Origin of the sequence: Micromonospora sp. AKA38, from assembly GCF_027925725.1 — a bacterium.
Lineage (GTDB): Bacteria > Actinomycetota > Actinomycetes > Mycobacteriales > Micromonosporaceae > Micromonospora.
This window is the reverse complement of record NZ_BNEI01000005.1, coordinates 1,887,364-1,913,682: the sequence shown is the minus strand read 5'-3', so window position 1 is coordinate 1,913,682 and position 26,319 is coordinate 1,887,364. Positions and strand designations below refer to the sequence as shown.

The following is a 26,319-nucleotide window of genomic DNA, read 5'->3' as shown; positions in this document are numbered from 1 at the left end:
GGCCCGGACGTGATTCTTACCGTCCTCGAACACCACGCCGCTAACGTCGGCGGCATGAGGGAACGGGAAGCGGTGGCGCACCTGTTGCGCCGGGCGACGTTCGGGCCGACCGCCGACGAGGTGGACGACGCCGAGCGGGCCGGGCTCGCCGCCACCCTCGACCGGCTGCTCGACCCCGCCGGGCCGGACCGGGGCGCGGCGGCCACCCCGACGCCCGCGCTCGGCCCCGACCCGGCGGCGGCGCTCGGCCAGGACGCCACCCGTGAGCAGCGCCAACAGGTCAACCGCGAACGTCGTGAGCAGGTGAGCACGCTGACCGCCTGGTGGCTGGCGCGGATGATCGCCGCCGAGCACCAGGGCGACGAGAAGCTGCTGTTCTTCTGGCACGGGCACTGGGCCACGAGCGTGCGCAAGGTCCGGTCGGCGCCGCTGATGCTGCGTCAGTTGGAGACGCTTCGACGGTTCGGTCGAGGCCCGCTGGCGCCGCTGCTCGACGCCATGGTCCGGGACCCGGCGCTCATCCTCTGGCTCGACGGCCAGCAGAACACCCGGCGGGCGCCGAACGAGAACCTGGCCCGTGAGCTGCTGGAACTGTTCACGCTCGGCATCGGCGGCGGCTACGGCGAGGCCGACGTCAAGGAGGGCGCGCGGGCGCTCACCGGCTGGACGGTGGACCGGCGTACCGGCGTCGCCCGGTTCGTCGCCCGGCGGCACGATCCCGGGCCGAAGACGATCCTCGGCAGCCGTGCCTCGTTCGACGCCGGCTCGTACGCGGCGCTGCTCGCCGGCCGCCCGGAGACCGCCCGGTTCGTCGCCGGCCGGCTGTGGTTCCGCTACGCCGGCGCGCAGGTGCCGCCGCCGGCGGACCTCGCCGGCCCGGACACCGTCGGCACGCTGCGCCGGATCTTCACCGCGCCGGCGTTCGCGCAGACCCGCGACACGCTCGTCAAGCAACCCGTCGAATGGCTGGTCGGCGCGGTCCGGCAGCTCGGTGTGCGCCCGGCGGCGTTGTCGGAGGCGGGCCGGCGCCGGCTGCTGGCCGGGCTCAACGCCCTGGACCAGGTGCCGTTGCGGCCACCGAGTGTCGGCGGCTGGCCGGCCGGCACGGCCTGGCTGACCACCTCGTCGTTGCAGGCCCGGATGAGGGTCGCCGACCAGGTGGCCGGCGCGGCCGATCCGGCGGTGCTGGCCCGGCTCGCCGCCGCGCCGCCGGCGGGTCGGCCCGACGCGTTGGCGCGGCTGCTGGTCGTCGACCGGTGGAGCGATCGCACCCGGGCCGCCCTGGCCCCGCTGGCCGGACAACCCCGCCGGCTGTTGGTCGCCGGCCTGGTCAGCCCCGAGTACGCGGTCAGTTGAGAGGAGCGATCCGTGGACGTCCTGACCCGACGGCGGTTCCTGGTGGCCAGTGGCGTGGTCGGCGCGAGCGCCCTGGCCGGCGGCGCCGCCGCGTACCGCCTGAACGACCTGCTCGCCACCGCCGGGGACCGGGATCCGCAGGCCCGCACGCTCGTCCTGGTCACGCTGTACGGCGGCAACGACGGCCTGAACACCGTCGTGCCCCACGCCGACCCCGCCTACCGGAACGCCCGGCCCGACCTGGCGTACTCGGCCGAGGAGGTGCTGCGGCTCGACGACGGCACCGGTCTCAACCCGGCGCTCGGCGGGCTGCACCGGGCGTACGGCGCGGGACGGCTCGCGGTGGTGCGCGGCGTCGGCTACCCGAAGCCGGACCGTAGTCACTTCCGGTCCATGGACATCTGGCACACCGCCCAGCCGGACCGGCCCGGCACCACGGGTTGGCTGGGCCGCTGGCTCGACCGGGCCGGCGCGGACCCCCGGCTGGCGGTGTCGTTCGAACCGGCCCTGCCGCCACTGCTGGCCGGGGAACGGGGGGCGGGGGCGTCGGTGCCGGTGACCGAGCGGGAGGGCCCGCCCCGGCTCGCCGCCGAGACGCTCACCGCGCTCGCGGCCGTCGCGCCGGACGACTCACCGGCCCGGGCCCGCGCGGCGGCCTGCTTCGCCGACCTGGGCGCGGTGGACGCGATGGTCCGGCAGGTCCGGGCCACGCCGGCGGGGGAGGACGCCGAGGACGACGGGGAGACCGCGTCGGCCACCGCGACCGGCGGCGCCCGGGCCTCCCTGGACGCGCAACTCGACCTGGTCGCCCGCTGTGTCGAGGCGGGGGTCGTCACCCGGGTCTTCTCCGTCTCGCTCGGCGGCTTCGACACGCACGCCGACGAGAAGCAGCTCCAGGAGGTGCTGCTCGGGCAGCTCGACGGCGCGTTGAGCCGCTTCACCGACCGGATGTCGCGCACCGAGGCCGGCCGCAAGGTGGTGGTGGCGGTCTACTCGGAGTTCGGCCGCCGGGTCCGGGCCAACGCCTCCGACGGCACCGATCACGGCACCGCCTCGAACGTGCTGCTGCTGGGCGCGCCGGTCGACGGCGGCCTGTACGGCGAGCCGCCCAGCCTCACCGACCTCGACGACGGCGACCTGAAGTTCACCACCGACTTCCGGGACGTCTACGCCACGCTGTTGGAGCGGGTGCTGGACACCGATGCCGGGGCGGTCCTCGGGGGCTGGCGGGGGCGGCTCGCCGACGCGCTCTGAGCCGGCGACCCCGGTCAGCCGACCGCGGTGGCCGACGGCGGCGCGCTGCCGCCGCGCGGCGCCTCGGCCGTCATCAGCCGGATGATCTCCGCCCGGTCGGCTTCCGACGGCAGCCCCCACTCCGGCCGGTAGCCGTACACCTCATCCAGCGGGGTGGCGGCGGTCCGGCCGTCGACGATCTCGACCGAGTCGGTGCCGATCAGGCCGGGATGCTCCACGCCGCACGCCTCCGCGACCTTGACCAGGTCCCGGCGCAGCGTCCGCACGTAGTTGGCGGCCCGCACCGACTTGCGGGCCGGGTCAAGGCCCCGGGCCAGCCAGGCGTTCTGGGTCGCGACGCCGGTCGGGCAGGTGTCGGTGTGGCACTTCTGCGCCTGGATGCAGCCGATCGCCAGCATCGCCTCCCGGCCGACGTTGACCATGTCGGCGCCGAGCGCGAACGCGACCACCGCGTTGTCCGGCAGGCCGAGCTTGCCCGCGCCGACGAAGACCACCTGCTCGTGCAGGCCGCGCTCGGCGAACGTCCGGTAGACGCGGGAGAAGCCCTGCTGGAACGGCAGCGACACCGAGTCGCTGAAGATGAGCGGGGCGGCGCCGGTGCCGCCCTCACCGCCGTCGACGGTGACGAAGTCGACGCCCCGGCCGGTGTCCCGCATCAGCGTGGCGAGGTCCTCCCAGAAGCCCAGGTCGCCGACCGCCGACTTGATGCCGACCGGCAGGCCGGTCTCGGCCGCGAGCAGCTCCACCCAGTCCAGCAGGCTGTCGCAGTCGGAGAACTCGGCGTGCCGCGACGGGCTGACGCAGTCCTGCCCGGCCGGGATGCCCCGGGTGGCGGCGATCTCGGCGGAGACCTTCGCCGCCGGCAGCAGACCGCCCAGGCTGGGCTTGGCGCCCTGGCTGAGCTTGATCTCCAACGCCCGCACCGGCGCGCCCGCCACCAGTTCCTTGAGCCGGTCCAGGCTGAACCGGCCGTGGGCGTCGCGGCAGCCGAAGTACGCGGTGCCGAGCTGGAAGAGCAGCTCACCGCCCTTGCGGTGGTACGGCGACAGGCCGCCCTCACCGGTGTTCTGGAGGCAGCCGGCCAGCGCGGCGCCCCGGTTCAACGCCTCGATCGCGTTGCCGGAGAGCGAGCCGAAGCTCATCCCGGAGATGTTGACCACCGACTCCGGCCGGAACGCCCGCGCCCGCCCGCGTGCCGCGCCCAGCACCTTGGCGCAGGGCAACGCCACGTCGTGCCCGGCGCCCGGCGCGGACGGCGGCACGGCCCGCCCGAACGTGCGGTGCTTGATGATCGGGTAGCCGCGGGTGTGCTCGATGTCGTTGTCGGTGCCGAACCCGAAGTAGTTGTTCTCCTGCTTCGCCGAGGCGTACACCCAGCGCCGCTGGTCGCGGGTGAACGGCCGCTCCTCGTCGTTGCCGGCCACCACGTACTGGCGCAGCTCGGGCCCGATCGCCTCGATCAGGTAGCGGGCGCGGCCGAGGACGGGAAAGTTGCGGCGCAGCGCGTGGTCACGTTGCAGCAGGTCCCGTGCGGCGAGCGCGGCGACGGCGGCGACGGCGGCGGGTACGGCTCTTCTGGCCCAGCTCATCACGCCACTCTTTCCGCCCGGGCCACCGATCAAACTCGGGCGGGAACCCGAGCGGCGCGAGCGGTGTCAGGGAAGTGCGCCGGACCGTCCACCGTCCACCGTCGACCTGCCGGCGGCCGGCTGCTGGCACCTGCGGCTGGCCTGGTCCGGCCGGTCCGACGCGATGGACCTCGGCTACCGGGCCGCCGGCTGAGGCCGGGGTCGGCGACGGGTTCGTGCCCCGGCGGCGGGGCATGGGCCGGTCCGGTCCGGGTAACGCCGGGTCATGGCGAAGTACACGAAGCCGGAACTGCGGGAGCGGCTGAAGGAGGAGATCAAGGCCTCCGACAAGGGCGGCCGGCCGGGGCAGTGGTCGGCCCGCAAGTCGCAGTTGCTGACCAACGAGTACAAGAAGCGCGGCGGGGGCTTCGCGGGCCCGAAGGACGCACGGCAGCGTTCCCTGCAACGCTGGGGCGGCGAGCAGTGGCAGACCCGGTCCGGTGACACCCGTGCCCGACACAACGGTGAAACCGACCGTTACCTGCCGAAACAGGCCTGGGATGAGCTGTCGGAGCAGGACCGGCGGGAAACCGACCGCCGCAAGCGGCGCGCGTCGCGCACCGGTCGGCAGTACGTGCCCAACACCGGCCCGGCCAAGCGGGCCCGCCGGGACGCGACCGCGGCCGAGCAGGTCAACGAGCTGCCGGTGGCGGAGGCGGCGAAGCTGGTGCGCGATCTCGACAAGCGCCAGCTCGACGCGGCGTTGCGCCGGGAACGTGGTGGCAAGGCCCGCAGCACGCTGATCCGGCGGCTGGAGTCGGAACTCCGCCGCCGGACCGCGTGAGCACCGACTACCGGCGCGGCTGCTGCGGGACGCGGGGCAGCACGAACGGCGGCCCGGAGAAGATGAGGTCGGCCTTCAGCTCCTGGTACGACCGCTTCGGCTGGTAGTTCTCGTCGTACACGGTGGCCAGGCCCTCCGGCGGGTCCGAGAACGCGCCCGGCACCCAGGAGTGCTTGTCGGTGAAGCCCCAGAGCGTGAACGACAGGCAGTGCCGCTCGGCCAGGCAGGCGCGCAGCAGCGTGCTGAAGTTGGCCGCGGACGCCTGCAACCGGGGGTTGATCTCGGCGGAGTCGCCGGCCCGCACCCCGGCGGTCAGCTGGCTGCGCACGTCCACCTCGGTGAACGCGGTGGCCAGGCCCAGGCCGGCGAACTTCCGCAGCGCGGCGGCGACCTGGAGCGTGTCGTAGTTGCCGTACTGGGTGCCCAGGTGGCCCTGGCTGCCGACGCCGTCGATCGGCACGCCCCGGGCCCGCAGGTCCCGCGCCATCTCGTAGACGAACTGCGTCTTGTCGTCGGCCGGGTTGCCGGAGCCGAACGCCTCGATGTTGTAGTCGTTGTAGAACAGCAGCGCGTTCGGGTCGGCGGCGCGCGCCCAGCGGAACGCGTCGGCGATGTAGCCGGGGCCGAGGTGCTCGGCCCAGAAGCCCTTGTAGTGCAGCGTGGACGGGGTGTCCCAGGGGTCGCTGACCGCCTCGTTCACCACGTCCCACTGCCAGATCCGGCCCTTGAAGTGGCGGACCACGGCGGTGATGTGGTCACGCAGGATGCGGCGCAGCTCGGCGGTGTCGATGGAGCCGTCCGCGACGCCGCTGGTCAGCCACGCCGGCAACTGGTTGTGCCAGACCAGCACGTGACCGCGGACCCGCTGGTGGTGCTGGCGGGCGAACGTGACCAGCTCGTCGGCCGGCCCCCAGTCGTAGGTGCCGCGGGTGGGTTCCAGGCTCTCCCACTTCATCACGTTCTCGGCGGTGACGGTGGAGAACTCGGACCCGACCAGCTCGCGGTAGCGGGGTTCGGCGGCGTTGTCGAGCGCGGCCATGTCGACCGCGGTGCCCACGTACAGGCCGTGCCGTTGGGCCAGGGCCCGCAGGCTCTGCGCGGTCGGGTCGTAGGGGCGTCCGGCGGTGGCGGGTACGGCGTTGAGGGCGGCGGCGGTCGCGACGGCGACCAGGCCGGCGGCGATCCAACGGCTCGGCTTCACAGGTGTCCTTCCGGCAGCGGGCGAAACTTCCGGGAACTTTTCCGAAACTCGGCCGGAACATTACGGCCGTCGATGTGGCGTCGTCAATCGCCCGGCGCGCCGGTGTCTTGACACCTGCCGTTGTGAACGTAAACATAGATGGTTGTCTGTATGAGGAGGTCTTCGCGTGAACGAGGTGCGGCGTAGTCGGTTGCTGATCGCGCTGGTGGGCGCGCTGATCGCGCTGGTGGGTGGCGTGGCGGTCGCCCCGACGCCGGCCGCCGCCGCCACCGACGGGTTCCGGGGCATGAACTGGGCGGTCCTGGGGGACAACTTCAGCACCGGCCCGCTCGTCGTGCAGGGCCTGAGCATGTCCGACAGCAACGCGACCGTGCGGGCCAAGGCCAACGCCCTCTACGACGACATGGCGGCCACCATGGGCGTCAACACCGTCCGGCTGCCGATCAACACGCACACCGTGGGCACGGCGTGGTGGGAGGCGTACCGGGGCGCGATCGACGCCGCCACCGCACGGGGCTTCAAGGTCATCCTCGCCTACTGGGAGGACGGCGCCGCCTCCGGCGGCCGGATCACGAACCTCGCCGCCTGGAACGCGATGTGGTCCACGGTGACCAACACGTACGGCGCGAACCCCAACGTCTACTTCGAGCCGATGAACGAGCCGCACGGCTACAGCTCGGCGGAGTGGCGCGACGTCGCGGCCAACTGGCTCAGCTACCACTACTCGGCGGTGCCGGGCCGGGTGCTCGTCGGCGGCACCGGCTTCAGCCAGGACCTGCGCGACGTCTGCAACGACCCCCGCTTCGCCGCGACGCTGTTCTCCTTCCACCACTACGCGTTCTTCTACGAGGCGATGAGCTACGACGCCTTCCGGAGCCACATCCAGACCCGCCTCGGCAACTGCGCCTCCCGCGCGGTGGCCACCGAGTTCGGCGCGCCGATGAACGACGGCCGCGACTACGCCGACGCCGCCAGCACCGACAACTTCGTCCGCCACATCCGCGCCATGGCCCAGGTCATGCGCGACAACCGGATGGGCGGCACCTACTGGCCGGCCCTCGGCGGCAAGCCCGGCACCATCGGGTACGACTGGTACTCGATGTTCTCGCTCAGCGGCAGCGGCACGAACCTCGACCTGACCGTCCGCAACCCCTCCGGCGCGGACCGGATCCGTTACGGGTGGGGCGACACGGTCGGCGGCGGACCCACCACGCCGCCCCCGTCGACCGGGACGTTCTACCGGGTCACGGTGCGCCACAGCGGCAAGGCGATGGACGTCCAGGCGCCGAACACCGACAACGGCGCGCGCGTCGGCCAGTACACGTACGGCGGCAACGCGTGGCAGCAGTGGCAGTTCGTCGACGCCGGCAGCGGCTGGTGGCGCCTCGTCAGCCGGCACAGCGGCAAGTGCCTCGACGTGACGGGCGCCTCGACCGCCGACGGCGCGGAACTCATCCAGTACACCTGCGGCAGCGGCGCGAACCAGCAGTTCCAGATGGTCGCCAACGGCACCTGGTTCCAGCTCCGGGCCCGACACAGCGGCAAGTGCGTGGACGTGCCGGCCCTGTCGACCGCGGACGGCGTGGTCCTCAAGCAGTATCCGTGCAACACCGGCGCGAACCAGCAGTGGTCGCGCACGCCCGTCTGACCGTGGTCTAGTCGAGCGGGCGGCAGGAGGCCCGCACCACCAGCTCGGTGGGCAGCCGGATGTGCGCGTCGCGTTCGACGCCGGCGATCAGGTCGATCAGCAGGCGCAGCGACTCCGCGCCCATCCGTTGCAGCGGCTGCCGGATCGTGGTCAGCGGCGGGTCGACGAGCGCCGACTCGGGGACGTTGTCGAAGCCGATCACCGACAGGTCGTCCGGCACCGGGATGCCCATGCTCCGGGCCACGTCCAGCGTGGAGATCGCCGAGAGGTCGTTGCCGGCGAAGATCGCGGTCGGCCGGTCGGGGAGCGCGAGCAGTTCCGCCGCCGTGCCGGCCGCGCCCTCGATCCGGAAGCCGCCGACGCGGACCAGCCGCTCGTCCACCGCCACGCCGGCGTCGGCCATGGCCTGGCGGAACCCGGCCTCCCGCAGGCGCGCCGACTCCAGGTCGGGCCGACCGCTGATGTGCCCGATCCGGCGGTGGCCGAGCGACAGCAGGTAGTTGGTGGCGAGCACCGCGCCGGCGAAGTTGTCCGAGTCGACGGTGGGCAGCCCGGACGGGCCGGTGTGTGGGTCGACGGCCACGACGTGGAAGCCGTGCTTGGTCTCGACCACGGTCGGCGTCACGATCACCGCGCCGTCGATGAGCGTCCCGGACAGGCGGGCCAGTGACCGACGTTCCCACCCGATGGCGGCGCCCTCGCCGTCGCCGCTGGAGTAGGCCAGCAACTGGTAGCCGCTGCCGGCCACCTCGCGGGAGGCGCCCTTGAGCAGCTCGGTCGAGAACGGCTCGAACTCGGCGACCAGGATGCCCAGCACGTTCGTCCGGTGGCTACGCAGGCTCTGCGCGCCCAGGTCGGCCTCGTACCCGAGGTCGTGGATGACCTGCCGGACGCGCTCGACGGTGGCCTGCGCGACGCCGTACCTCCCATTGACGACCTTTGATACGGTCGCCACCGAGACGCCGGCGGTACGGGCCACGTCCGACATCTTGACGCGCTGCGGGAAGGTCACGACGACGATGATAGAGGTCTCGGAGGGCTCTGGCGCGACGGTTCGAAAACGTTATCGATACCGATTGACATCGAGTTACGTGGCTGTAACACTCCCCGACAGGTAACCCGACTGAGTGGTCGAGGAGACATCTAATGGCGATGAAACGCCGCGCCGGTGCCGTGCTGGCACTGTTGATGACCAGCGCCCTCGTCGCCGCCGGATGCAGCGGCGGTGGCGACGACGACAAGGCGGCTCCGGAGAGTGAGCTGTACAAGAACCCGGTGACGCTGACCTGGTGGCACAACGCCTCCCAGGACGGCCCCGGCAAGACGTACTGGGAGAAGGTCGCCAAGGACTTCTCCACCGCCCACCCGACCGTCAAGATCGAGATCGAGGCGATCGAGACCAACCAGCTCCAGCGCACCCGGCTCCCGGCCGCGCTGCTGAGCAACGACCCGCCGGACGTCTTCCAGGCCTGGGGCGGCGGCGAGATGCGGGAGCAGGTGGAGGCCGACTACCTCAAGGACATCACCGACCAGGTCAAGACCGAGGTCGCCGACATCGGCTCCGCCGCCGAGATCTGGCAGGTCAACGGCAAGCAGTACGGCCTGCCGTACCGGATGGGCATCGAGGGCGTCTGGTACAACAAGGACATGTTCGCGAGGGCGGGCATCTCGGCGCCGCCGACCACCTTCGAGGAACTCAACGCCGCGGTCACCAAGCTCAAGGCCACCAACGTCATCCCGATCGCCCTCGGCGCCGGTGACAAGTGGCCGGCCGCGCACTGGTGGTACAACTTCGCGCTGCGCGCCTGCTCGGTGGACACGCTGAAGAAGGCCTCCACCGACCGGAACTTCGACGACCCGTGCTTCGTGAAGGCCGGCCAGGACCTCAAGACCTTCATCGACACCAAGCCGTTCCAGAACAACTTCATCGCCACGCCCGGTCAGAACGACCCGACCAGCGCCAACGGCCTGCTCGCCAACGGCAAGGCCGCGATGGAGCTGATGGGCGACTGGAACCGGGGCACGCTGGACACGGTCGCCACCGACAAGGCGAAGCTCGGCAAGTTCCTCGGCTGGTTCCCGGTGCCGGCGATCTCCGGGTCCGCCGGTGACCCGAAGGCGGCCCTCGGCGGTGGCGACGGCTTCGCCTGCGCCAAGCAGGCTCCGGCGGAGTGCGTCGAGTTCCTCAAGTACCTCGTGAGCCCCGAGGTGCAGAAGGGCTACGCCGCCACCGGCACCGGCCTCCCGGTCGTCAAGGGCGCGGCGGACGGCGTGACCGACCCCGCGCTGAAGTCCATCCTGACGGCCACGTCCGAGGCCACCTACGTGCAGCTCTGGCTGGACACCGCCTACGGCAGCACCGTCGGCAGCGCGATGAACGACGCCATCGTCGCCATCTTCGCCGGCAACGGCACGCCGGAGAAGGTCGTCTCCGCCATGAAGGCGGCCGCGAGCAAGTGACCTCCACCGACCAGACCCGGTTCCCCGCCGGCGGCGTCACCGCGCCGCCGGCGGGCTCCCGGCCCACCGGACGCGCCTCCTCCCGTCGGGCCGAGACCCGCCGCAAGTGGTACGAGATCGTCGGGCTCACCACGCCGGCGCTCGTCGTCTACGTGACGTTCGTGCTGGTGCCGATGGGCTTCGCGTTCTACTACAGCCTGTTCCGGTGGCGCGGGGTGGGCCCACCCACCGAGTTCGTCGGCTTCAAGAACTACGTCCTCGCCTTCCAGGACCCGATCTTCCTCGACGCGCTGCGCAACAACGCGATCGTCGTGTTCGGGTCGCTGCTGGTCCAGGGTCCGCTCGCGCTCGGCGTCGCGCTGCTGCTCAACCGCCGCTTCCGCGGGCGCGGCGCGTTCCGCCTGCTGGCGTTCGTGCCGTACGTGCTCGCCGAGGTCACCGTCGGCATCATGTGGAAGCTGATCCTGACCGGCGACGGCACGGCCGACGAACTGCTGCGGGCGCTGGGCCTGGGCGGCCTGGTCCAGGCGTGGCTCGCCGACCTCGACGTGGTCATCTGGACCCTGCTGTTCGTCCTCACCTGGAAGTACGTCGGCTTCGCCATCATCCTGCTGCTCGCCGGCCTGTCCAACGTGCCGGAGGAGCTGACCGAGGCCGCCGCGATCGACGGCGCGAGCTGGTGGCAGACCCAACGCCACATCACGCTGCCGCTGCTCGGCCCGACGATCCGGATCTGGATGTTCCTGTCGGTGATCGGCTCGCTCCAGGTCTTCGACGTGGTCTGGGTGACCTCGGTGCCCGCGGTGCGCTCCCTCGGCGCGTCGGCCACCATGGCCACCTACATGGTGGACAACGGCTTCTTCGCCCGGCTGTGGGGCTACGGCAACGCGGTGGCCGTGATCCTGTTCGTCATCTCCTTCGTGGCGGCGCTGCTGTTCCAGCGCTTCCTGCTCCGCCGCGACATCGAGGGCGCCATCACCAGAAGGGCGAACTGACCGTGACCGCGAATTCCGTCCTGCCCCCGTCCGCCGGGCGCCGGCCGATCTCCTGGGGCACGCCGCTGACGTACGCGCTCGCGCTCGCGGTCGCGGCCGTGTCGATCGCCCCGATCGTCTACGTCATCGTCGGCGGTTTCCGCACCACGCCGCAGATCGTCGCCGACCCGGCCGGGTTGCCCGACCCGTGGGTGTGGGACAACTACGCGCGGGTGCTGACCCAGAGCGACTTCTGGCGGCAGGCGTTCAACAGCGCGGTGATCGCGTTCGGCACCACGCTCGGCGTGGTGGTGCTCGGCCTGTGCGCCGCGTTCGTGATCGCCCGCTACACGTTCCGCGGCCGGGAGGCGCTCAACACGTTCTTCACGCTCGGCCTGCTCTTCCCGGCCGGCGCGGCCATCCTGCCGCTCTACCTGATGCTGCGGGACCTGAACCTGATCAACTCGTACTACGCGGTGATCCTCCCGCAGGTCGCCTTCTCGCTGCCGATCACGATCGTCATCCTGCGGCCCTTCCTGGCGGCCATCCCCCGGGAGTTGGAGGACGCGGCCTCGATCGACGGCGCGGACCGGCTCGGCTTCCTCTGGCGCATCGTGCTGCCGTTGTCGCGGCCCGCGCTCGTCACCGTCGGGATCCTCGCGTTCGTCGCGAGTTGGAACGCGTTCCTGCTGCCGCTGCTCGTCCTCGGCGACGTCAGCCTGCACACCCTGCCGCTGGGGGTGCAGAACTTCTCCAGCCAGTACACCACCGACACCGCGGGCGTCCTCGCCTTCACCTCGCTGGCGATGCTGCCGGCACTGCTCTTCTTCACGCTCGCCGAGAAGCAGATCGTCGGTGGCCTGCAGGGTGCGGTCAAGGGCTGAGCGGCAGCGGTACGAGCACAACCGAGGGAAAGGCACACCATGACAGAGGTCCACGCGGTGGTGGACGGGCCGGCGCCGGCCCAGCAGCGCCGGGACGGGCAGGCCGGCGAGACACGCGTACGCGAGCTGCTCGGCCGGATGACGCTCGACGAGAAGATCGCGCAGCTCGTCGGGTTCTGGGAGAAGGAGGACGGCGAGGCGGTCGCGCCCCTGCAGGGCGAGTTCGCCGACACCGGCCGGCTGGAGGACTTCTCCCGACACGGGCTGGGTCACCTCACCCGCGCCTACGGCACCCGCCCGGTCGACGCCGTGGCCCGCGCGGCCTGGCTGTGGAAGTTCCAGCGGGACCTGGTGACCGGCACCCGGCTGGGCATCCCGGCGCTGGTGCACGAGGAGTGCCTGACCGGCCTGGCGGCGTGGAAGGCGGCGACCTTCCCGACGCCGCTGGCCTGGGGCGCCGCGTGTGATCCCGATCTTGTCACCGAGATGGCGGCGGCGATCGGGGCCTCGATGCGGGCGCTCGGCATCCACCAGGGCCTGTCCCCGGTACTGGACGTGATCCGGGACCCGCGGTGGGGGCGGGTCGACGAGTGCATCGCCGAGGACCCCTACCTGGTCGGCACCATCGGCACGTCGTACGTGCGGGGGTTGCAGTCGCAGGGCGTGCACGCCACGTTGAAGCACTTCGCCGGCTATTCCGCGTCGCGCGCCGGGCGGAACTTCGCGCCGGTGCACGCCGGCCCCCGGGAGCTGGCCGACGTGCTGCTGCCGCCGTTCGAGATGGCGATCCTCGACGGCGACGCGCGCAGCGTCATGCACTCGTACGCCGAGATCGACGGCGTGCCGGTGGCCGCCGATCCGACGATGCTGACCGGCGTGCTGCGGGACCGCTGGGGTTTCGACGGCACCGTGGTCGCCGACTACTACGCGGTCGCCTTCCTGAACCTCCTGCACCACGTGGCGGCCGACAACGCGGACGCGGCCGCGCAGGCGCTCGCCGCCGGCCTCGACATCGAGCTGCCCACCGGCGACGCCTACCTGACGCTGCGGGAGTCGGTGCGGACCGGCGCCGTCGACGAGGCGCTCGTCGACCGTGCGGTGCTGCGCGTCCTGCGCCAGAAGCGGGACCTCGGGCTGCTCGACGCCACGTTCGACGACGAGCCGCCCCGCGTGATCGACCTCGATCCGCCGGAGCACCGGTCGATCGCCCGCCGACTCGCCGAGGAGTCGGTCGTCCTGGTCGCCAACCAGGGCGTGCTTCCGTTGGCTCCGGGCCGGCGGGTGGCGGTCGTGGGCCCGAACGCGGACCGGCAGGGCGCGCTCTTCGGGTGTTACTCCTTCCTCAACCACGTGCTCGTCCAGCATGCCGGCGTGGAGACCGGCATCGAGGTGCCGACCGTCCTCGACGCGGTGCGCGGCGAGTTCGGCCCGGACCTCGTCACCTGGGCCGGCGGTTGCGACGTGGACAGCGACGACCGGTCCGGTTTCGACGAGGCGGTCGCCACCGCGTCCGCTGCCGACGTCGCCGTCCTGGTCGTCGGCGACCACGCCGGTCTCTTCGGGCGTGGCACGGTCGGGGAGGGCTGCGACCGGGACGACCTGGAGCTGCCCGGCGTCCAGCGGGAACTGGTCGAGGCGGTCCTGGCGACCGGGACGCCGGTGGTCCTGGTGCTGCTCACCGGCCGGCCGTACGCGGTCGGCTGGGCGCTGTCCCGCTGCGCGGCCGTGGTGCAGGCGTTCTTCCCCGGCGAGGAGGGCGCCGGCGCGATCGCCGCCGTGCTCTCCGGGCGGGTCAACCCGTCGGGCCGGCTCCCGGTCAGCCTGCCCGGCTCGGCCGGCGCGCAGCCGTACTCCTATCTGCACCCGACGCTGGGTGAGGGCAGCAACGGCACCAACCTGCCGGCGACGCCGGTGGCGCCGTTCGGGCACGGCCTGTCGTACACCACGTTCGCGTACACCGATCTCGCCGTGCCGGCCACCGTGCCGACCGACGGCGCGCTGCGCGTCACGGTGCGGGTGACCAACACCGGCGCGGTCGCCGGCGACGACGTGGTCCAGCTCTACGGCCGCGACGTGGTGGCCTCGGTGACCCGGCCGGTGGCGCAGTTGCTGGGCTACCGGCGGGTCCGTCTGGAGCCGGGGGAGTCGGTCACCGTCGCGTTGACGGTGCCCACCACCCGCCTGGCGTTCTCCGACCGCACGCTCACCCGGGTGGTGGAGCCCGGCGAGGTCGAGGTGTGGGTCGGCACGAGCGTGCGGCGGGACGCGGGGGCGTCCACCACGCTCACCGGGCCCACGGTCCCGGTGACCAACGCGTCCGCGCGCTGGACGACCACGGAACTGAGCTGACCTCCGGGCCGCCGGTCGTCCACGGGGACGACCGGCGGCCCGGCCCACCGCACGTCCCCGCGGTGGGGTAATTCGCCGGAAAACGACCCTACGTCGGTTTTGCACTCCGTAGGCTCCGGACGTCGTTCAGCCCTCGCAAGGTGGGCTCCTGGTGCCGGGCCGCAGGGGATGCGTGAGTCACGATGATGGACGCGGACACCATGGTCCTGCCCCGGCTCGGGCCGGCCGACGGCGGCGTCGAGGACCCGTGGGGAGAGGACCGGTCACCACGCCCGCGCCGGGCCGCCGCCCGCGTGACGGCCGGCGCCACCCGGTGGCGGATCGCCGCCTGGCTGCTGCCGGCGCTGCTGACCGGCGGGCTCGGCGGGGCCGGGCTCGGGACGCCGGGGCTGCGGACCGAGGAGCTGGCGACCTGGCGCGCCGCCACCTCCCCGTGGCGTGACGTGTGGGCCGGGGACCGGACGCTGGCGCCGTACCACCTGCTGATGCGCGGCTGGGCGGAGCTGTTCGGCGCGGGCGACGTCGCGCTGCGCGTACCGTCGCTGCTGGCGATGACCGCGGCCGCGGCGCTGGTCGGCGCGCTGGCCGCGCGGATGTTCGCGCCCGGTACGGGGGTGCTGGCCGGCGCGCTGTTCGCGGTGCTGCCGTCCGCGACCCGGTACGCGCAGGAGGCCCAACCGCACGCGTCGGCGCTGTTCGCCGCCGTGCTCGCCACCTGGCTGCTGCTGCCGGTCCTGGACCGGCCGACCGCGCGGCGGCTCGCGGCGTACGCCGGCGCGGTGGTCCTGCTCGGCCTGTGTCAGGCCGGGGCGGTGCTGCTGCTCGCCGGCCACGGTTGGGTGGTGCTGGCGTTCCGGCGCGCGACGGCCGGTCGCTGGCTGGCCGCGGTGCTGCCGGGCCCGCTCGTCGTCGCGGCGTTGCTCCGGTCCGGCGCGCGGGTCGACGGCGGGTTGCTGCCGCCCGGCGTCCGCGTCGATCCGGGCGCGCTGGCGGCCACCCCCCGGGAGCTGTTCGGCGTCACCGTGCTGGGTGCGGTGCTGGCCGGGTTGGCGCTGTTCAGTCTCCCGCTCCGGTACGCCGCCGCGATCTGCACCGCGTGGGCGTTGGTCCCGGCGCTCGGGCTGCTGCTGGTGGCGCGGGTGGTCCCGGTCTGGTCGCCGGCCGGCCTGCTCTTCACGGTGCCGGCCTGGGCGGTGCTCGCCGCGGTGGCGCTGTCCCGGCTGCGGGCCCACGGGGCGGTCGCGGGGCTGGCGGCGGTCGCGCTGGTGGGCGCGCCGGCCCAGGTGGCCGTGCGGGGGCCGGACGGGCACGGCCAGGACCCCCGCCGGGTCGCGGCGATCGTCGACGGGCTGGGGCGGCGCGGGGACGGCGTGCTCTACGGCGACCCGGCGGCGCGGACGCTGGTGGCCCGGTACGTGCCCGCCGACCGCCGCCCGGTCGACGTGCTCGCCACCCGGTCGGTCGACGTGTTCGCCACCCGGCCGGGTCCCGACTGTGGCGGGTGCGACGTGGCCCCGCGCCGGCTGTGGCTGATCCAGCCCGGTCACCCGACCGTCGGGTGGGCGCCCGGGAACGGTGACGGCGCGGCGGCGCGGGCCCTGCGGGCCGGGTACCGGCCGGCGCAGGTCTGGCGGCCCGCCGGGTTCACGGTGGTCCTGCTGACCGACCAACGGCGGACATCGCCCTGATTCGCGCCTTTTCCACCTGTTTGTCTGCTTAGCATCGGTCCGGGTTCCTGGCGAGCCCGATGCAGACCATGGGGGAAATGTGGCTGTCGCCGCTGATACACGCCTGTCCCGCGCCACCCGGCCGGCGCCGTCGGGTGACCGCGCTCGGTCGGGCGTCCCGCCCGGGCGGCCCGTCCCGCCGGGGACCGACCGCCGGCAGCGCAACATCCGGGCCCGCCTGGCGTACGCGCGCTGCGGCGCCACCGCCGGCCCGCTGCGCCCACCTCGACGCCCCGACGCGCCCGTCGAACTCCGTCCCGCCGCCTCGGTCGCCGCGCGGGCGGTGCTCACCCTGCTGGTGCTCGTCAACAGCGCCGCCGGCCTGCTCCTCGTCGGCTGGCTGCTGCTGCCGCAGCACGTGCCCGGAGCGGGCGTCGTCGGGCCGGGCGGCTGGTCGACGCTCGCCGCCCGGCTCGCGTTCTGCGTGGTCGTCGGCGTCGAGCTGATCCGGCTGGCGCAGAACGTGGTGGTGTGGGTGTTCGCCTTCCACGCCAAGGATCCGGTGCCGGTCGATCCGCCGGTCGGCCTGCGGGTGGCGCTGCTCACCACGATCGTGCCGAGCAAGGAGCCGCTCGACGTCGCGGAGCGGACGCTGCGCCGGCTCCGGGAGATCGTCTACTGCGGGCGGGTCGACGTGTGGATCCTCGACGAGGGCGACGACCCGGCGGTGCGGGCGATGGCGGCGCGGCTGGGCGTCCGGCACTTCACCCGCCGGGGGCGGCCGGAGTACAACCAGCCGCGCGGCGAGTTCCGGGCCCGGACCAAGTCCGGCAACCACAACGCCTGGCGGGCCGAGCACGAGCACCGCTACGACGTGGTGGCCAACGTGGACCCGGACCACGTGCCGCTGCCGCACTTCCTGGAACGGACGCTCGGCTACTTCCGCGACCCCGACGTCGCGTTCGTGGTGACCCCCCAGGTGTACGGCAACATGCACCAGAACTTCGTCGCCCACGGCGCGTCGGTGCAGCAGTACCTCTACAACGGCCTGATCGCCCGGGGCGGCAACGGGCTGGACGCGCCGCTGCTCACCGGCACCGGGCACCTCTACCGGCCGGCGGCGTGGCGGACCATCGGCGGCTACCAGGACTCGATCATCGAGGACCACCTCACCAGCATCCGGATCCACGCCGCCGTCAACCCGACCACCGGCCGTCGGTGGAAGGGCGTCTACACCCCGGACGTGGTGGCGCTGGGGGAGGGGCCGACCTCCTGGGCCGACTACTTCAACCAGCAGCGCCGCTGGGCGGCCGGCATCTGCGAGATCCTGCTCCGCCGCGAGCTGCGCGCGCCGCGCGAGCTGCCGTCACGCCGCCGCTGGCAGTACCGCCTGCTCCAGTTCTACTACCCGAGCGTGGCGGTCAGCCTGCTGCTGGGCAACGCGGCCACCGCGCTGTACCTGCTCACCGGCATCGACGCGGGCCGGCTCGACCCGCAGGTGTGGGGCACGCTGTGGGGCTCGACGATCGGCACCTGGTTCCTGCTCTGGCTCTGGCTGCGCCGCTTCAACATCGCCCCGCACGAGCGGGAGGAGGTGGGCATGGTCGGCATGGCGCTCGCGTTGTTCGCCGGGCCGGTCTACCTGGCCGCGGCCGTGGGCACGGTGCTGCGCCGTCGGCTCGGCTTCGTGGTGACCGCCAAGGGGACACTGCGCACCGCCGAGTCGCCGCGTACCTTCCGGCTGCACCTCTGCTGGGCGGCGGCCGCCGCCGGCCTGCTCGGGGCCAGCTTCGTGCTGGACCACGACCACCCGCTGCTGCGGGTCTGGCCGGCGCTGACGCTGGTCACCGGGCTCGCGCCGCCGCTGATCGCCTGGGCGGAGAACGCGCGCGCCCGCCGGGACGAGCCGGCGCCGGCGCCCGAGCGGCCGAGGCCGGTCCGCGAGGGAGCGCCGTGCTGAGGTTGACCGTGCCCCGGGTCGGCCTGGCGCTGGCCGGCGTGCTCCTGCTGGCGTACGCCTTCGTGGTGGCGCCCGGCCTCCGGCACGACACGGCGCCGGGCCCCGCGCCGGCCCCGCCCCGGGCCGCGTCGCTGGCCGACGCCCCCGCGACCACCGCGTCCCCTTCCGCCACCGGGGTGTTCCCGCCGGCCGGCCGGGCGTTCGTCGGGGTGATGACCGACAAGGGCCCCTACGACCTCACCGCCGTGGACCGGTACACCACCGCCGTGGGACGGGCGCCGCAGGTGATGCTCTTCGGCACGTCCTGGGCGTCGGCCACCTTCGACCGCGCCCTGTTCGACCGGATCGCCGACCGGGGCATGATGCCGATGCTGGGCTGGGAGCCCTGGGACCACGCCGTCGACGAGGCGGCCCGGGACACCGGCCTGCCGGCCCGCCAGGTCGACCGGCTGCGGTCCACCCAACCGGCCTACCGGCTGGCCCGCATCACCGCCGGCCACTTCGACGGCTATCTGCGCTCCTGGGCCGAGGGGGTGCGGACGCTGGGCTACCCGATCGCCATCCGGTTCGCGCACGAGATGAACGGCGACTGGTACCCGTGGAGCGAGCGGGCCAACGGCAACCACCCGGGCGACTACGTGCGCGCCTGGCGGCACGTGCACGACGTCTTCGCCGCGGCCGGCGCCACGAACGTCACCTGGGTGTGGAGCCCGAACGCCAGGTGGGACAAGACGACCGCCGGGCTGACCGGTCTCTACCCCGGCGACGACTACGTCGACTGGGTGGGCGTCACCGGCTACTACGGCATGGGCGCCTTCACGAAGACCTACTCGTCCTTCGACCAGATCTTCGGGCCTACCGTCGCGGAGATCCGCGCGATGACCCGCAAGCCGCTCGTCGTCACCGAGACCGCTGCCGCCGAGAGCAGCGGACACAAGGCCCGGTGGATCCGGGAGACGTTCGCCTCGCTGCCGCGCTACCCGAACCTGATCGGGCTGATCTGGTTCGAGGTGGACAAGGAACAGGACTGGCGGATCGCCGGTTCGCCGGCTGCTGCGGCGGCGTTCGCCGAGGCGGTCGCCACCGACCGGTACGACGTGACCTGGTCGCCCTTGTCGCGGCCACGCGCCGGGCCCTGAGCCCGGCCCGCGCCGGGGGAGGGTGGCGTCCCGACGGCGTCACCGCACGCAGACACCGCCCGGTGCGCCGGTGACGACCGGGTGACGCGGACTCCGGCAGGGTCGCGGCACGAGGCGGCACGGCGCGAGGGGGCGGCATGGTCAGGACGATGCTCTTCAGACGCGCGCGCCCCGGCTGCGAACCCGCCGTCGGGCCGGCCTGGGAGACCGTCGCCGGCCAGGTCAGCGCAGCGTCCGGCAGCCTCCGGCGCGAGCTGCTGCGCGACGCCCTGGACCCGTACGGGTTCGTCGTGGTCACCGAGTGGGTCGACGAGGCGGCGCTGCGCGCGTACCGGGACGGGCCGGTGGCGGCGCGCCTGACCGAGCTGCTCCGGCCGCTGACCGAGCCGGCCGGCCCGCCCGCCTACCCGACGATGACCGAGGACGTCGACGGGGCCGGGCCGGTCTACGTCGACGTGGAGCTGATCGTGCCGAGCGCCCGCCTCGCCGAGTTCCACCGGGGCTACCCCGAGGTGGTGCGGCGGATGGCGGCCGTGCCGGGCTACCGGCGGGAACGGCTGTTCCGCGAACCCGGGTCGGACGTGCACCACATCTTCGCCGAATGGGACGGCGCGGCCGAGTTCCTCGACTGGATCGCCGACCCGGCGCACGCCTCGGCGCAGGCCGGGCCGATCGCCCCGTTCCTCCTCGACATCCGACGCCGTCTCTTCCACGTCGTGCCCGACGCGGACGACCGGCGACACCACACCACGGTCAGGGAGGCCGACGTGCAGAGGACAACTGACGTACTGGTGGTCGGGGCAGGCCCCACCGGGCTCACCGCCGCCGTCGAGCTGGCCCGGCGCGGCCTCGACTGCCGGGTGATCGACCGGCTGGCTACCCCGCCCGACCAGGCCGACAAGGCGATCGGCGTGCACTGCCGCACCATGGAGATCTGGGAGGAGCAGGGCGTCGTCCGGGAGGCGATGGACGCCGGCATCTGGCTCACCGGCAACATGGTCTTCGTCAACGGCGTGCAGACGCACCGGATGAGCTGGGAGCTGCCCGGCCTGCCGTACGCCCACCTCGGCCTGCCGCAGTACGAGACCGAGCGGATCCTCACCGAGCGGCTGGCCACGCTCGGGGTGCGCCCCCGGCGCGGCGCCGAACTGGTCGACTTCACCCAGGACGCGGACGGCGTCACCGCCACCGTCCGCACCGCCGACGGCGGCACCGAGTCCGTCCGCGCGGCGTACCTGATCGGCTGCGACGGCGCGCACAGCCGGGTCCGGGAACGGCTCGGCCTCACCTTCACCGGCGGGCTCGGCCGCTTCCCGCAACTGTTCATGCTCGTCGACGTCGACGTGGACTGGGACATGCCGGACGGGCACCTGCTGCGGTTCCTGCACACCACCGACGGACAGATGGACGGAATGCTGGTCTGCGTCCCGCTGCGCGGCGAGCGCCGGTACCGGATCGCCACCCTCGCCCCGCCCCGGTTCTTCGCGCAGACCGGCGGTCGGGACGCCCCGCCCGGGTTCAGCGAGGAACTCGCCTCGCCGACGCTCGACGACGTGCAGGCCGCCCTCGACCGGCTCGCCCCGCCCGGGACCCGGGCGTCGAACCTGCGCTGGTCGTCGGTGTTCCGGATCAGTCACGGCATCGTCGACCGCTACCGGCAGGGTCGGGTCTTCGTCGCCGGCGACGCCGCCCACCTGCACCCACCGGCCGGCGGCCAGGGCATGAACACCGGCATCCAGGACGCCTGGAACCTGGCCTGGAAGCTGGCCCTGGCGGTACGCGGGCGCGCCGCCCCCGGGCTGCTGGACAGCTACGAGGCGGAGCGGCGGCCGGAGGGCGAGGAGATCGTCGGCCGCGCGGTGCGGATGGCGGGCACCGAGGAGGTGGACCGCGCCGACCTGGAACGGCAGTTCCTCCAGGAGATGTCCCTGCTGCTCAGCTACGCCGGCAGCCCGCTGGTCGGGGAGACCGTCGCCGACCCGGCCGCGCTCGGCGACGCGCCCCGCCCCGGCGACCGCGCGCCGGACGTCGAGGGGCTGCGGCGGCGCGGCGTCGGGCACCCGCTGCGGTTGCGGGACCTGACCCGGGGCACCGGGCACACGCTGCTGCTCTACGCCGATGCCACGGCCGACGCGGCGGAGCTGGCCGGGTTCGCCGACCTCTGCGCCGACGCGCGGCGGCAGGCCGGCGGGGAGCTGGACGCGTACCTGTTGCTCGACCCGGACGTCGCCGAGCCGCACCTGGCCGACCCGCCGGTGCTGCGCGACGCCGACCGGCGGTTCCGCGCCGGGTACGGCCTGGCCGGCACCGGGCTCTATCTGATCCGCCCGGACGGGCACGTCGGGTTCCGGGGCGCCCCGGTCGACGCCGACACGCTCCGCAAGCACCTGTGCCTGGTGTTCGGCGGTGTCCGATGAGCCGGGTCCGGACGGTGCTGGCGATGCGCACCCGGGAGGGCTGCGAGGAGCGGTTCGAGGCGGAGTGGCGGACCGCCGCCGAGGAGATCCGCACGCTCGACGGCTGCCTGCACCAGGACCTGGTCCGCGACGCCGACGACCCGCGGGTCTATCTGGTGATCAGCGACTGGGCCGACCGGGAGCGGCTGGACGCGTTCGGCCGCAGCGCGCACCGGGACCGGCTGCTGCGCGTGGTCCGGGAGCTGCGCGAGTCCGCGGAGCGGCACACCTACCAGGTGCTGCACAGCGTGGCCGGCGAGACGGGGGAGGCCCGATGACCGACGACGTGGTGCCCGCCGGCGAGCTGTACACGGACGCGTTCGCGGCCGACCCCTATCCCACCTTCGCCCGGCTGCGCGCGCAGCGGCCGGTCTGCCCGGTGGGGTCGCCGCGCTTCGACTCGTGGTTGATCACCCGCTTCGACGACGCGCGTGCGGCGTTGACCGACCCGCGGCTGTCCAAGGACCTCTACGGACCGGACCGGCACTTCCTGCGGATCTTCGGCCCGAACTCGGAGGGGCTGAACCGCAACATGCTCAACTCCGACCCGCCCGAGCACACCCGGCTGCGCCGCGTGGTGTCGCAGGCGTTCGCGCCCCGGCGGATCGAGGCGCTGCGACCCCGGGTGGCCACCGTCGTCGACTCCCTGCTCGACAAGATCGTGCCGCGCGGCGAGGCGGACCTGATGCGGGACTTCGCCATCCCGCTGCCGATGACGGTCATCTGCGAGCTGCTCGGCGTGCCACCGGCCGACCACGACCGGGTGCTCGACTGGACGCAGGTCATCCGCACCTCCGGCTCGACCCGCCGGCCGCCGGAGGAGGAACGCGCGGCGGTGCAGGAGGCCCAGGCGCGGCTGCACGACTACCTGACCGAGCTGGTCCGGGCCAAGCGGGGCGACCCGGCCGACGACATCATCGGCGCGCTGGCGCGGGCCGTCGACCGGGACCGGACGCTGTCCGAGGCGGAGCTGGTGACCACCACGTTCCTGCTGCTGTTCGCCGGCCACCAGACCACCGCCGACTTCCTCGGCAACGCGGTGCTTGCCCTGCTCACCCACCCGGAGCAGTTGGCGCTGCTGCGCAGCACGCCGCGCCTGCTGCCCACCGCGATCGAGGAGCTGCTGCGGTTCGACGGCCCGCTGCCGGTGGCCAGCCCGCGCGTCACCACCGAGGACGTCGAGTACCAGGGGGTACGCATCCCGCGCGGCTCGATCGTCGGGGTGGCGATCAACGCGGCGAACCACGACCCGGCCCACTTCGCCGACCCGGACCGGCTCGACCTGCGCCGGGTCCGGGGGCCGCACCTCGGCTTCGGCCACGGCGTGCACTACTGCCTGGGCGTCTCGCTGGCCCGGATGGAGGCGCTGCTCGCGCTCTCCGCGCTGCTGCGGCGGCTGCCCGGGCTGCGGCTCGCCGTGCCGCTCGCCGAGGTACGCCGACTGCCCGCCGCCTCGCCCTTCCGTGGCCTGCTGGAACTGCCGGTCACCTTCTCCGCCTAGCCCGCCTAGCCCGCCCACCCAGCCAAGGAGCACGTCATGGTCTTCCGGAACGTGATCGTCTGCCACATGGTCCCCGGCAGCGACGAGATCGTCGGCAACGTCTTCGGCCACTACGACCAGATCACCCGACCGCAGGACCTCGGCGTCGTCGGCCGGTACCTGCTGTCGCACCACGACCTGTACCTGCACGTGATCGAGCGCGAGCAGGACCCGAGGATCTCCGGGCAGACCCGCGGGCTGCCCGCGTTCCAGAAGATCGCCGAGGAGATCGGCCCGTACGTGACGCCGTACCCGCGGTACTGGAAGAACCCGTCGGACTCGGTGGCCAAGGAGTTCTACCACTGGGCGCCGGAGGGGGAGCCGCCGGACGACACCACGCTGACCGTGATCGTCGGACGGATCAAGCCGGGCGCCGAGCCGGACGTGGCCCGGGTGTTCGCCGAGTCCGACGCCGGGTCGCTCCCGGCCGAGCTGGGCGTCACCGGGCGCTGGCTCTACTCGATCGACGACGTCTACGTGCACCTGCTGGAGCAGGAGTCCTCGGCCGCCGAGGCCACCCGCGACCAGCACGCCGACACGCCGACGTTCGACAGGGTGCGGCGGGAGCTCGGCCCGTACGTCGAGCCGTACCGGCCGGACCTCTGCCACGGCCCGCAGGACCAGGTGGCCACCGTCTTCTACCGCTGGCGCGCGCAGGACTGAGCCGGGTGGAGTTTACAAGCCGGTAACGCTGTGCCAGCCTCTTGGGCGCGCTCCCACGATCGCCGACGGTCGGGATCCCGCGGGGGCCGGAGGGCGGTGCGCGGTGACCGCGGAGGCGGACGTCGACCTGGTGACGGCCGCGCGTCGAGGTGACCGGGGCGCGCTCACCGCGTTGCTCGCCGCCCACCTGCCGCTCGTCTACAACGTGGTCGGCCGCGCGTTGGCCGGGCACGCCGACGTCGACGACGTGGTGCAGGAGGTCATGCTGCGGGTGGTCGAGCGGCTGCCCGCGCTGCGCGAACCGGAACGCTTCCGGGCCTGGCTGGTCACCATCGCCATCCGCCAGGTGCGGGAGCACACCCGCCGGCGAGTCGTCGCCCGGCAGGTGCCGTTGAACCCGTACGCGGACGCGCCGGACCCGGCCGTGGACGTGGCCGGCGAGGTGCTGGCCGGGGCGGAGCGGGACGCCGAGCGGCGGGACGTGCTCGCCGCCGTCGCCTGGCTCGACAGCGACGACCGCGAGGTGCTCACGCTGTGGTGGCAGGAGCTCAACGGCGAGCTGAGCCGGGCCGACCTGGCCGAGGCGCTGGCGGTCGGCCCGGCACACGCGGCGGTCCGGATCCAGCGGATGCGCACCCGGCTCGCGCAGGCGTACACGGTGCTGGCCGCGTGGCGGGCCCGGCCGCGCTGTCCCGACCTGGCCCGCACCGCGCGGGGCTGGGACGGGGTGCTCGTCCCGCTGTGGCGCAAGCGGCTGGGCCGGCACGTGTTCGCCTGCCCGGCGTGCCTCGCGGCCGGCGGCCGTCGGACCACGCCGGAGCAGGTGCTGCCCGTCCTGGCCGGGCTGGCGGTGCCGGCCGGGCTGCGCCTGGCGGTCGAGGCCCGGGCGGTCGCGCCGACGGCGTCGGCCGCCGTGTCCGGCGTGACGGGCGGCCTGCGGAGCCTGCTGTCGCACAAGGCCGCGGTGGCGGCGGGCACGGTCGCGATCCTGGCGGTCGGTGGCCTCGTGCCCGCCGTGCGCCACACCCCGGACGGGCGCGACGGCGTGGTCGCCGCCGCGCCGACGATCCCGGGGTACGGCGGCCCGTCGGCCCCGCCCGCGCCGTCGGGACCGCCGGGCGGCACCCCGACGCCTCGGCCGTCGCGGGCGCTCACCGGCGTCACCGACGCCGACATCGTCGTCGCCCCGGACGGCCACGACGACGGCGACGGCAGTCTCCGCCGTCCGTTCGCCACGCTGGGCCGGGCGGTCGAAGCGGTCCGGCCCGGCCAGACCATCGCGCTGCGCGGCGGCACCTACCGGATGACCGAGCCGGTGACCATCACCACCGACGGCACCGCGGACCGGCGCATCGTGCTCGGCGCCTACCGGGCGGAACAGCCGGTGCTCGACGCCGCCGCGATCCCCGCGGACAGGTGGGCGGTCACCCAGCGGACCGCGTGGTGGACCGTGCAGGATCTCGAGGTACGCGGCTCCCGCAGCCACGCCTGGGTCTGCCGGTCCTGCGCCCACACCGTGTTCCGCCGGCTCTCCATGCACGACAACGTCCGCTCCGGTCTGACGCTGCGCGACCCGGGGACGGTCGACAACCAGGTGCTCGACAGCGACTTCTTCCGCAGCTACGACCCGGCGGACCCGGGCGGCTCCGGGATCGGGCTGGCGGTCAAGTTCGGGGCCGGCGCCGGGAACGTGCTGCGCGGCAACCGGGCCTTCCACAACGCCGACGACGGCGTCGACCTGGGCGGGTTCGCGGACCCGGTGACGGTGGAGCGGAACTGGTCCTACGGCAACGGGCAGGACCGCTGGGACGTGGCCGACTGGGACAGCAACGGATGTGGCTTCACCCTCGGCGGCGGTGAGTCGATCCCGGTCGGGCACCGGGTGCGGGGGAACGCGGCCTGGGGCAACCGGGGACACGGGTTCGGCGTGGAGGCCAACACCGGTCCGATCGACCTCACCGGCAACACCGCGTTCGGTAACGGCGGTGTCGGCTTCGACCTGGCCGACGGCGGGGCCACCGCGCGCCGGAACCTGGCCGTGGGGAACGCCGCACCGGCGCGTGGCGCCGCGGACACCGCCGGCAACTCCTGGGACGGCGGGACCGCCGTACGGCTGCGGTCGACCGACCCGGGTGCGGCCGAGGGACCGCGCCGGCCGGACGGGACGCTGCCGTCCACCCGCTACCTCGGCACCGGCACCGGCATCGGCGCCGACCTGACCGCCTCCTGAGAAATCCGCCGGAAAACCGTTGCCGCGGTCGTGGTGGCCCGTCTGTGTGCTGACGGGGTCGCCGGGCAGCACCCGTTCCGGGCACCGCTCCCTGCCGTGCGGGCCGCCGCCAGCCGCTGGCGGTGA

At 73.6% G+C, this 26,319-nt stretch carries 19 protein-coding genes; 16 read left to right on the top strand and 3 right to left on the bottom strand.

Annotation, left to right across the window (positions count from 1 at the left end; all coding sequences use genetic code 11):
• Positions 1-54 precede the first annotated feature (54 nt).
• The gene (locus TPA0908_RS25465) at positions 55-1,356 is read left to right on the top strand and encodes a DUF1800 domain-containing protein (RefSeq protein ID WP_281942005.1); all 1,302 of its coding nucleotides are present in this window, start codon (positions 55-57) and stop codon (positions 1,354-1,356) included.
• Positions 1,357-1,368: 12 nt separating this feature from the next.
• A complete protein-coding gene (locus tag TPA0908_RS25460; RefSeq protein ID WP_281942003.1) occupies positions 1,369-2,610 on the top strand; it encodes a DUF1501 domain-containing protein in 1,242 nt (413 codons plus the stop codon).
• A 14-nt stretch (positions 2,611-2,624) separates the two neighbouring features.
• Here the strand turns inward: TPA0908_RS25460 and TPA0908_RS25455 are convergent, their stop codons facing one another.
• Complete coding sequence (locus tag TPA0908_RS25455; protein WP_281942002.1) at positions 2,625-4,199, bottom strand: FMN-binding glutamate synthase family protein; 1,575 nt, start codon at positions 4,197-4,199, stop codon at positions 2,625-2,627.
• 265 nt (positions 4,200-4,464) lie between these two features.
• Here TPA0908_RS25455 and TPA0908_RS25450 point away from each other — a divergent pair, with 265 nt between their 5' ends.
• Positions 4,465-5,022, top strand: coding sequence for a DUF5872 domain-containing protein (locus TPA0908_RS25450; protein ID WP_281942001.1), 558 nt, complete (start codon positions 4,465-4,467; stop codon positions 5,020-5,022).
• Positions 5,023-5,029: 7 nt separating this feature from the next.
• On the opposite strand, the gene TPA0908_RS25445 is transcribed toward TPA0908_RS25450, so the two are convergent.
• The gene (locus TPA0908_RS25445) at positions 5,030-6,223 is read right to left on the bottom strand and encodes an endo-1,4-beta-xylanase (protein WP_281941999.1); all 1,194 of its coding nucleotides are present in this window, start codon (positions 6,221-6,223) and stop codon (positions 5,030-5,032) included.
• Positions 6,224-6,389: 166 nt separating this feature from the next.
• Between TPA0908_RS25445 and TPA0908_RS25440 the strand changes: the two genes are divergently transcribed.
• Positions 6,390-7,871 carry an RICIN domain-containing protein gene (locus TPA0908_RS25440; protein WP_281941997.1) on the top strand — a complete coding sequence of 494 codons (1,482 nt, stop codon included), beginning with the start codon at positions 6,390-6,392 and terminating at the stop codon, positions 7,869-7,871.
• A 7-nt stretch (positions 7,872-7,878) separates the two neighbouring features.
• Here the strand turns inward: TPA0908_RS25440 and TPA0908_RS25435 are convergent, their stop codons facing one another.
• Positions 7,879-8,883: a LacI family DNA-binding transcriptional regulator gene (locus TPA0908_RS25435; RefSeq protein ID WP_107157346.1), complete on the bottom strand. Its 1,005-nt coding sequence runs from the start codon at positions 8,881-8,883 to the stop codon at positions 7,879-7,881.
• A 134-nt stretch (positions 8,884-9,017) separates the two neighbouring features.
• On the opposite strand from TPA0908_RS25435, the gene TPA0908_RS25430 reads away from it, so the two are divergent.
• The 12 genes from TPA0908_RS25430 (at position 9,018) to TPA0908_RS25375 (ending at position 26,193) form a co-directional block, all read left to right on the top strand.
• On the top strand, positions 9,018-10,331 hold the full coding sequence (locus TPA0908_RS25430; protein ID WP_281941995.1) for an ABC transporter substrate-binding protein: 1,314 nt from the start codon (positions 9,018-9,020) through the stop codon (positions 10,329-10,331).
• Positions 10,328-11,326, top strand: a complete 999-nt coding sequence (locus tag TPA0908_RS25425; RefSeq protein WP_107157348.1) for a carbohydrate ABC transporter permease — start codon at positions 10,328-10,330, stop codon at positions 11,324-11,326. Before TPA0908_RS25430 ends, TPA0908_RS25425 begins: the two co-directional genes overlap by 4 nt.
• A complete protein-coding gene (locus TPA0908_RS25420) occupies positions 11,323-12,189 on the top strand; it encodes a carbohydrate ABC transporter permease (protein ID WP_281942699.1) in 867 nt (288 codons plus the stop codon). Before TPA0908_RS25425 ends, TPA0908_RS25420 begins: the two co-directional genes overlap by 4 nt.
• A 39-nt stretch (positions 12,190-12,228) precedes the next feature.
• The gene (locus tag TPA0908_RS25415) at positions 12,229-14,538 is read left to right on the top strand and encodes a beta-xylosidase/alpha-l-arabinosidase (protein ID WP_281941994.1); all 2,310 of its coding nucleotides are present in this window, start codon (positions 12,229-12,231) and stop codon (positions 14,536-14,538) included.
• A 182-nt stretch (positions 14,539-14,720) separates the two neighbouring features.
• Positions 14,721-16,226 carry a glycosyltransferase family 39 protein gene (locus tag TPA0908_RS25410; RefSeq protein WP_281941993.1) on the top strand — a complete coding sequence of 502 codons (1,506 nt, stop codon included), beginning with the start codon at positions 14,721-14,723 and terminating at the stop codon, positions 16,224-16,226.
• A gap of 79 nt (positions 16,227-16,305) precedes the next feature.
• The gene (locus tag TPA0908_RS25405) at positions 16,306-18,165 is read left to right on the top strand and encodes a glycosyltransferase family 2 protein (RefSeq protein WP_281941992.1); all 1,860 of its coding nucleotides are present in this window, start codon (positions 16,306-16,308) and stop codon (positions 18,163-18,165) included.
• On the top strand, positions 18,159-19,304 hold the full coding sequence (locus TPA0908_RS25400) for a glycoside hydrolase family 26 protein (protein WP_281941991.1): 1,146 nt from the start codon (positions 18,159-18,161) through the stop codon (positions 19,302-19,304). Before TPA0908_RS25405 ends, TPA0908_RS25400 begins: the two co-directional genes overlap by 7 nt.
• A gap of 149 nt (positions 19,305-19,453) precedes the next feature.
• Positions 19,454-21,721: an FAD-dependent monooxygenase gene (locus TPA0908_RS25395; protein WP_281941990.1), complete on the top strand. Its 2,268-nt coding sequence runs from the start codon at positions 19,454-19,456 to the stop codon at positions 21,719-21,721.
• The gene (locus TPA0908_RS25390; protein ID WP_281941988.1) at positions 21,718-22,038 is read left to right on the top strand and encodes a putative quinol monooxygenase; all 321 of its coding nucleotides are present in this window, start codon (positions 21,718-21,720) and stop codon (positions 22,036-22,038) included. The genes TPA0908_RS25395 and TPA0908_RS25390 overlap by 4 nt, the downstream gene beginning before the upstream one ends.
• A complete protein-coding gene (locus TPA0908_RS25385) occupies positions 22,035-23,261 on the top strand; it encodes a cytochrome P450 family protein (RefSeq protein ID WP_281941987.1) in 1,227 nt (408 codons plus the stop codon). Before TPA0908_RS25390 ends, TPA0908_RS25385 begins: the two co-directional genes overlap by 4 nt.
• Positions 23,262-23,297: 36 nt before the next feature.
• On the top strand, positions 23,298-23,963 hold the full coding sequence (locus TPA0908_RS25380) for a TcmI family type II polyketide cyclase (protein WP_281941985.1): 666 nt from the start codon (positions 23,298-23,300) through the stop codon (positions 23,961-23,963).
• Positions 23,964-24,066: 103 nt separating this feature from the next.
• Positions 24,067-26,193 (top strand): sigma-70 family RNA polymerase sigma factor, encoded by a 2,127-nt coding sequence (locus tag TPA0908_RS25375; protein ID WP_281941984.1) that lies wholly within the window; start codon positions 24,067-24,069, stop codon positions 26,191-26,193.
• The last annotated feature ends 126 nt before the right edge of the window (positions 26,194-26,319 follow it).

Bases quoted from the DNA above. Each gene is read 5' to 3' on its own strand.
- TPA0908_RS25455 (WP_281942002.1), bottom strand. From the start codon at position 4,199: ATGAGCTGGGCCAGAAGAGCCGTACCCGCCGCCGTCGCCGCCGTCGCC.
- TPA0908_RS25450 (WP_281942001.1), top strand. From the start codon at position 4,465: ATGGCGAAGTACACGAAGCCGGAACTGCGGGAGCGGCTGAAGGAGGAG.
- TPA0908_RS25410 (WP_281941993.1), top strand. From the start codon at position 14,721: ATGATGGACGCGGACACCATGGTCCTGCCCCGGCTCGGGCCGGCCGAC.
- TPA0908_RS25465 (WP_281942005.1), top strand. From the start codon at position 55: ATGAGGGAACGGGAAGCGGTGGCGCACCTGTTGCGCCGGGCGACGTTC.
- TPA0908_RS25385 (WP_281941987.1), top strand. From the start codon at position 22,035: ATGACCGACGACGTGGTGCCCGCCGGCGAGCTGTACACGGACGCGTTC.
- TPA0908_RS25380 (WP_281941985.1), top strand. From the start codon at position 23,298: ATGGTCTTCCGGAACGTGATCGTCTGCCACATGGTCCCCGGCAGCGAC.
- TPA0908_RS25415 (WP_281941994.1), top strand. From the start codon at position 12,229: ATGACAGAGGTCCACGCGGTGGTGGACGGGCCGGCGCCGGCCCAGCAG.
- TPA0908_RS25390 (WP_281941988.1), top strand. From the start codon at position 21,718: ATGAGCCGGGTCCGGACGGTGCTGGCGATGCGCACCCGGGAGGGCTGC.
- TPA0908_RS25395 (WP_281941990.1), top strand. From the start codon at position 19,454: ATGCTCTTCAGACGCGCGCGCCCCGGCTGCGAACCCGCCGTCGGGCCG.
- TPA0908_RS25430 (WP_281941995.1), top strand. From the start codon at position 9,018: ATGGCGATGAAACGCCGCGCCGGTGCCGTGCTGGCACTGTTGATGACC.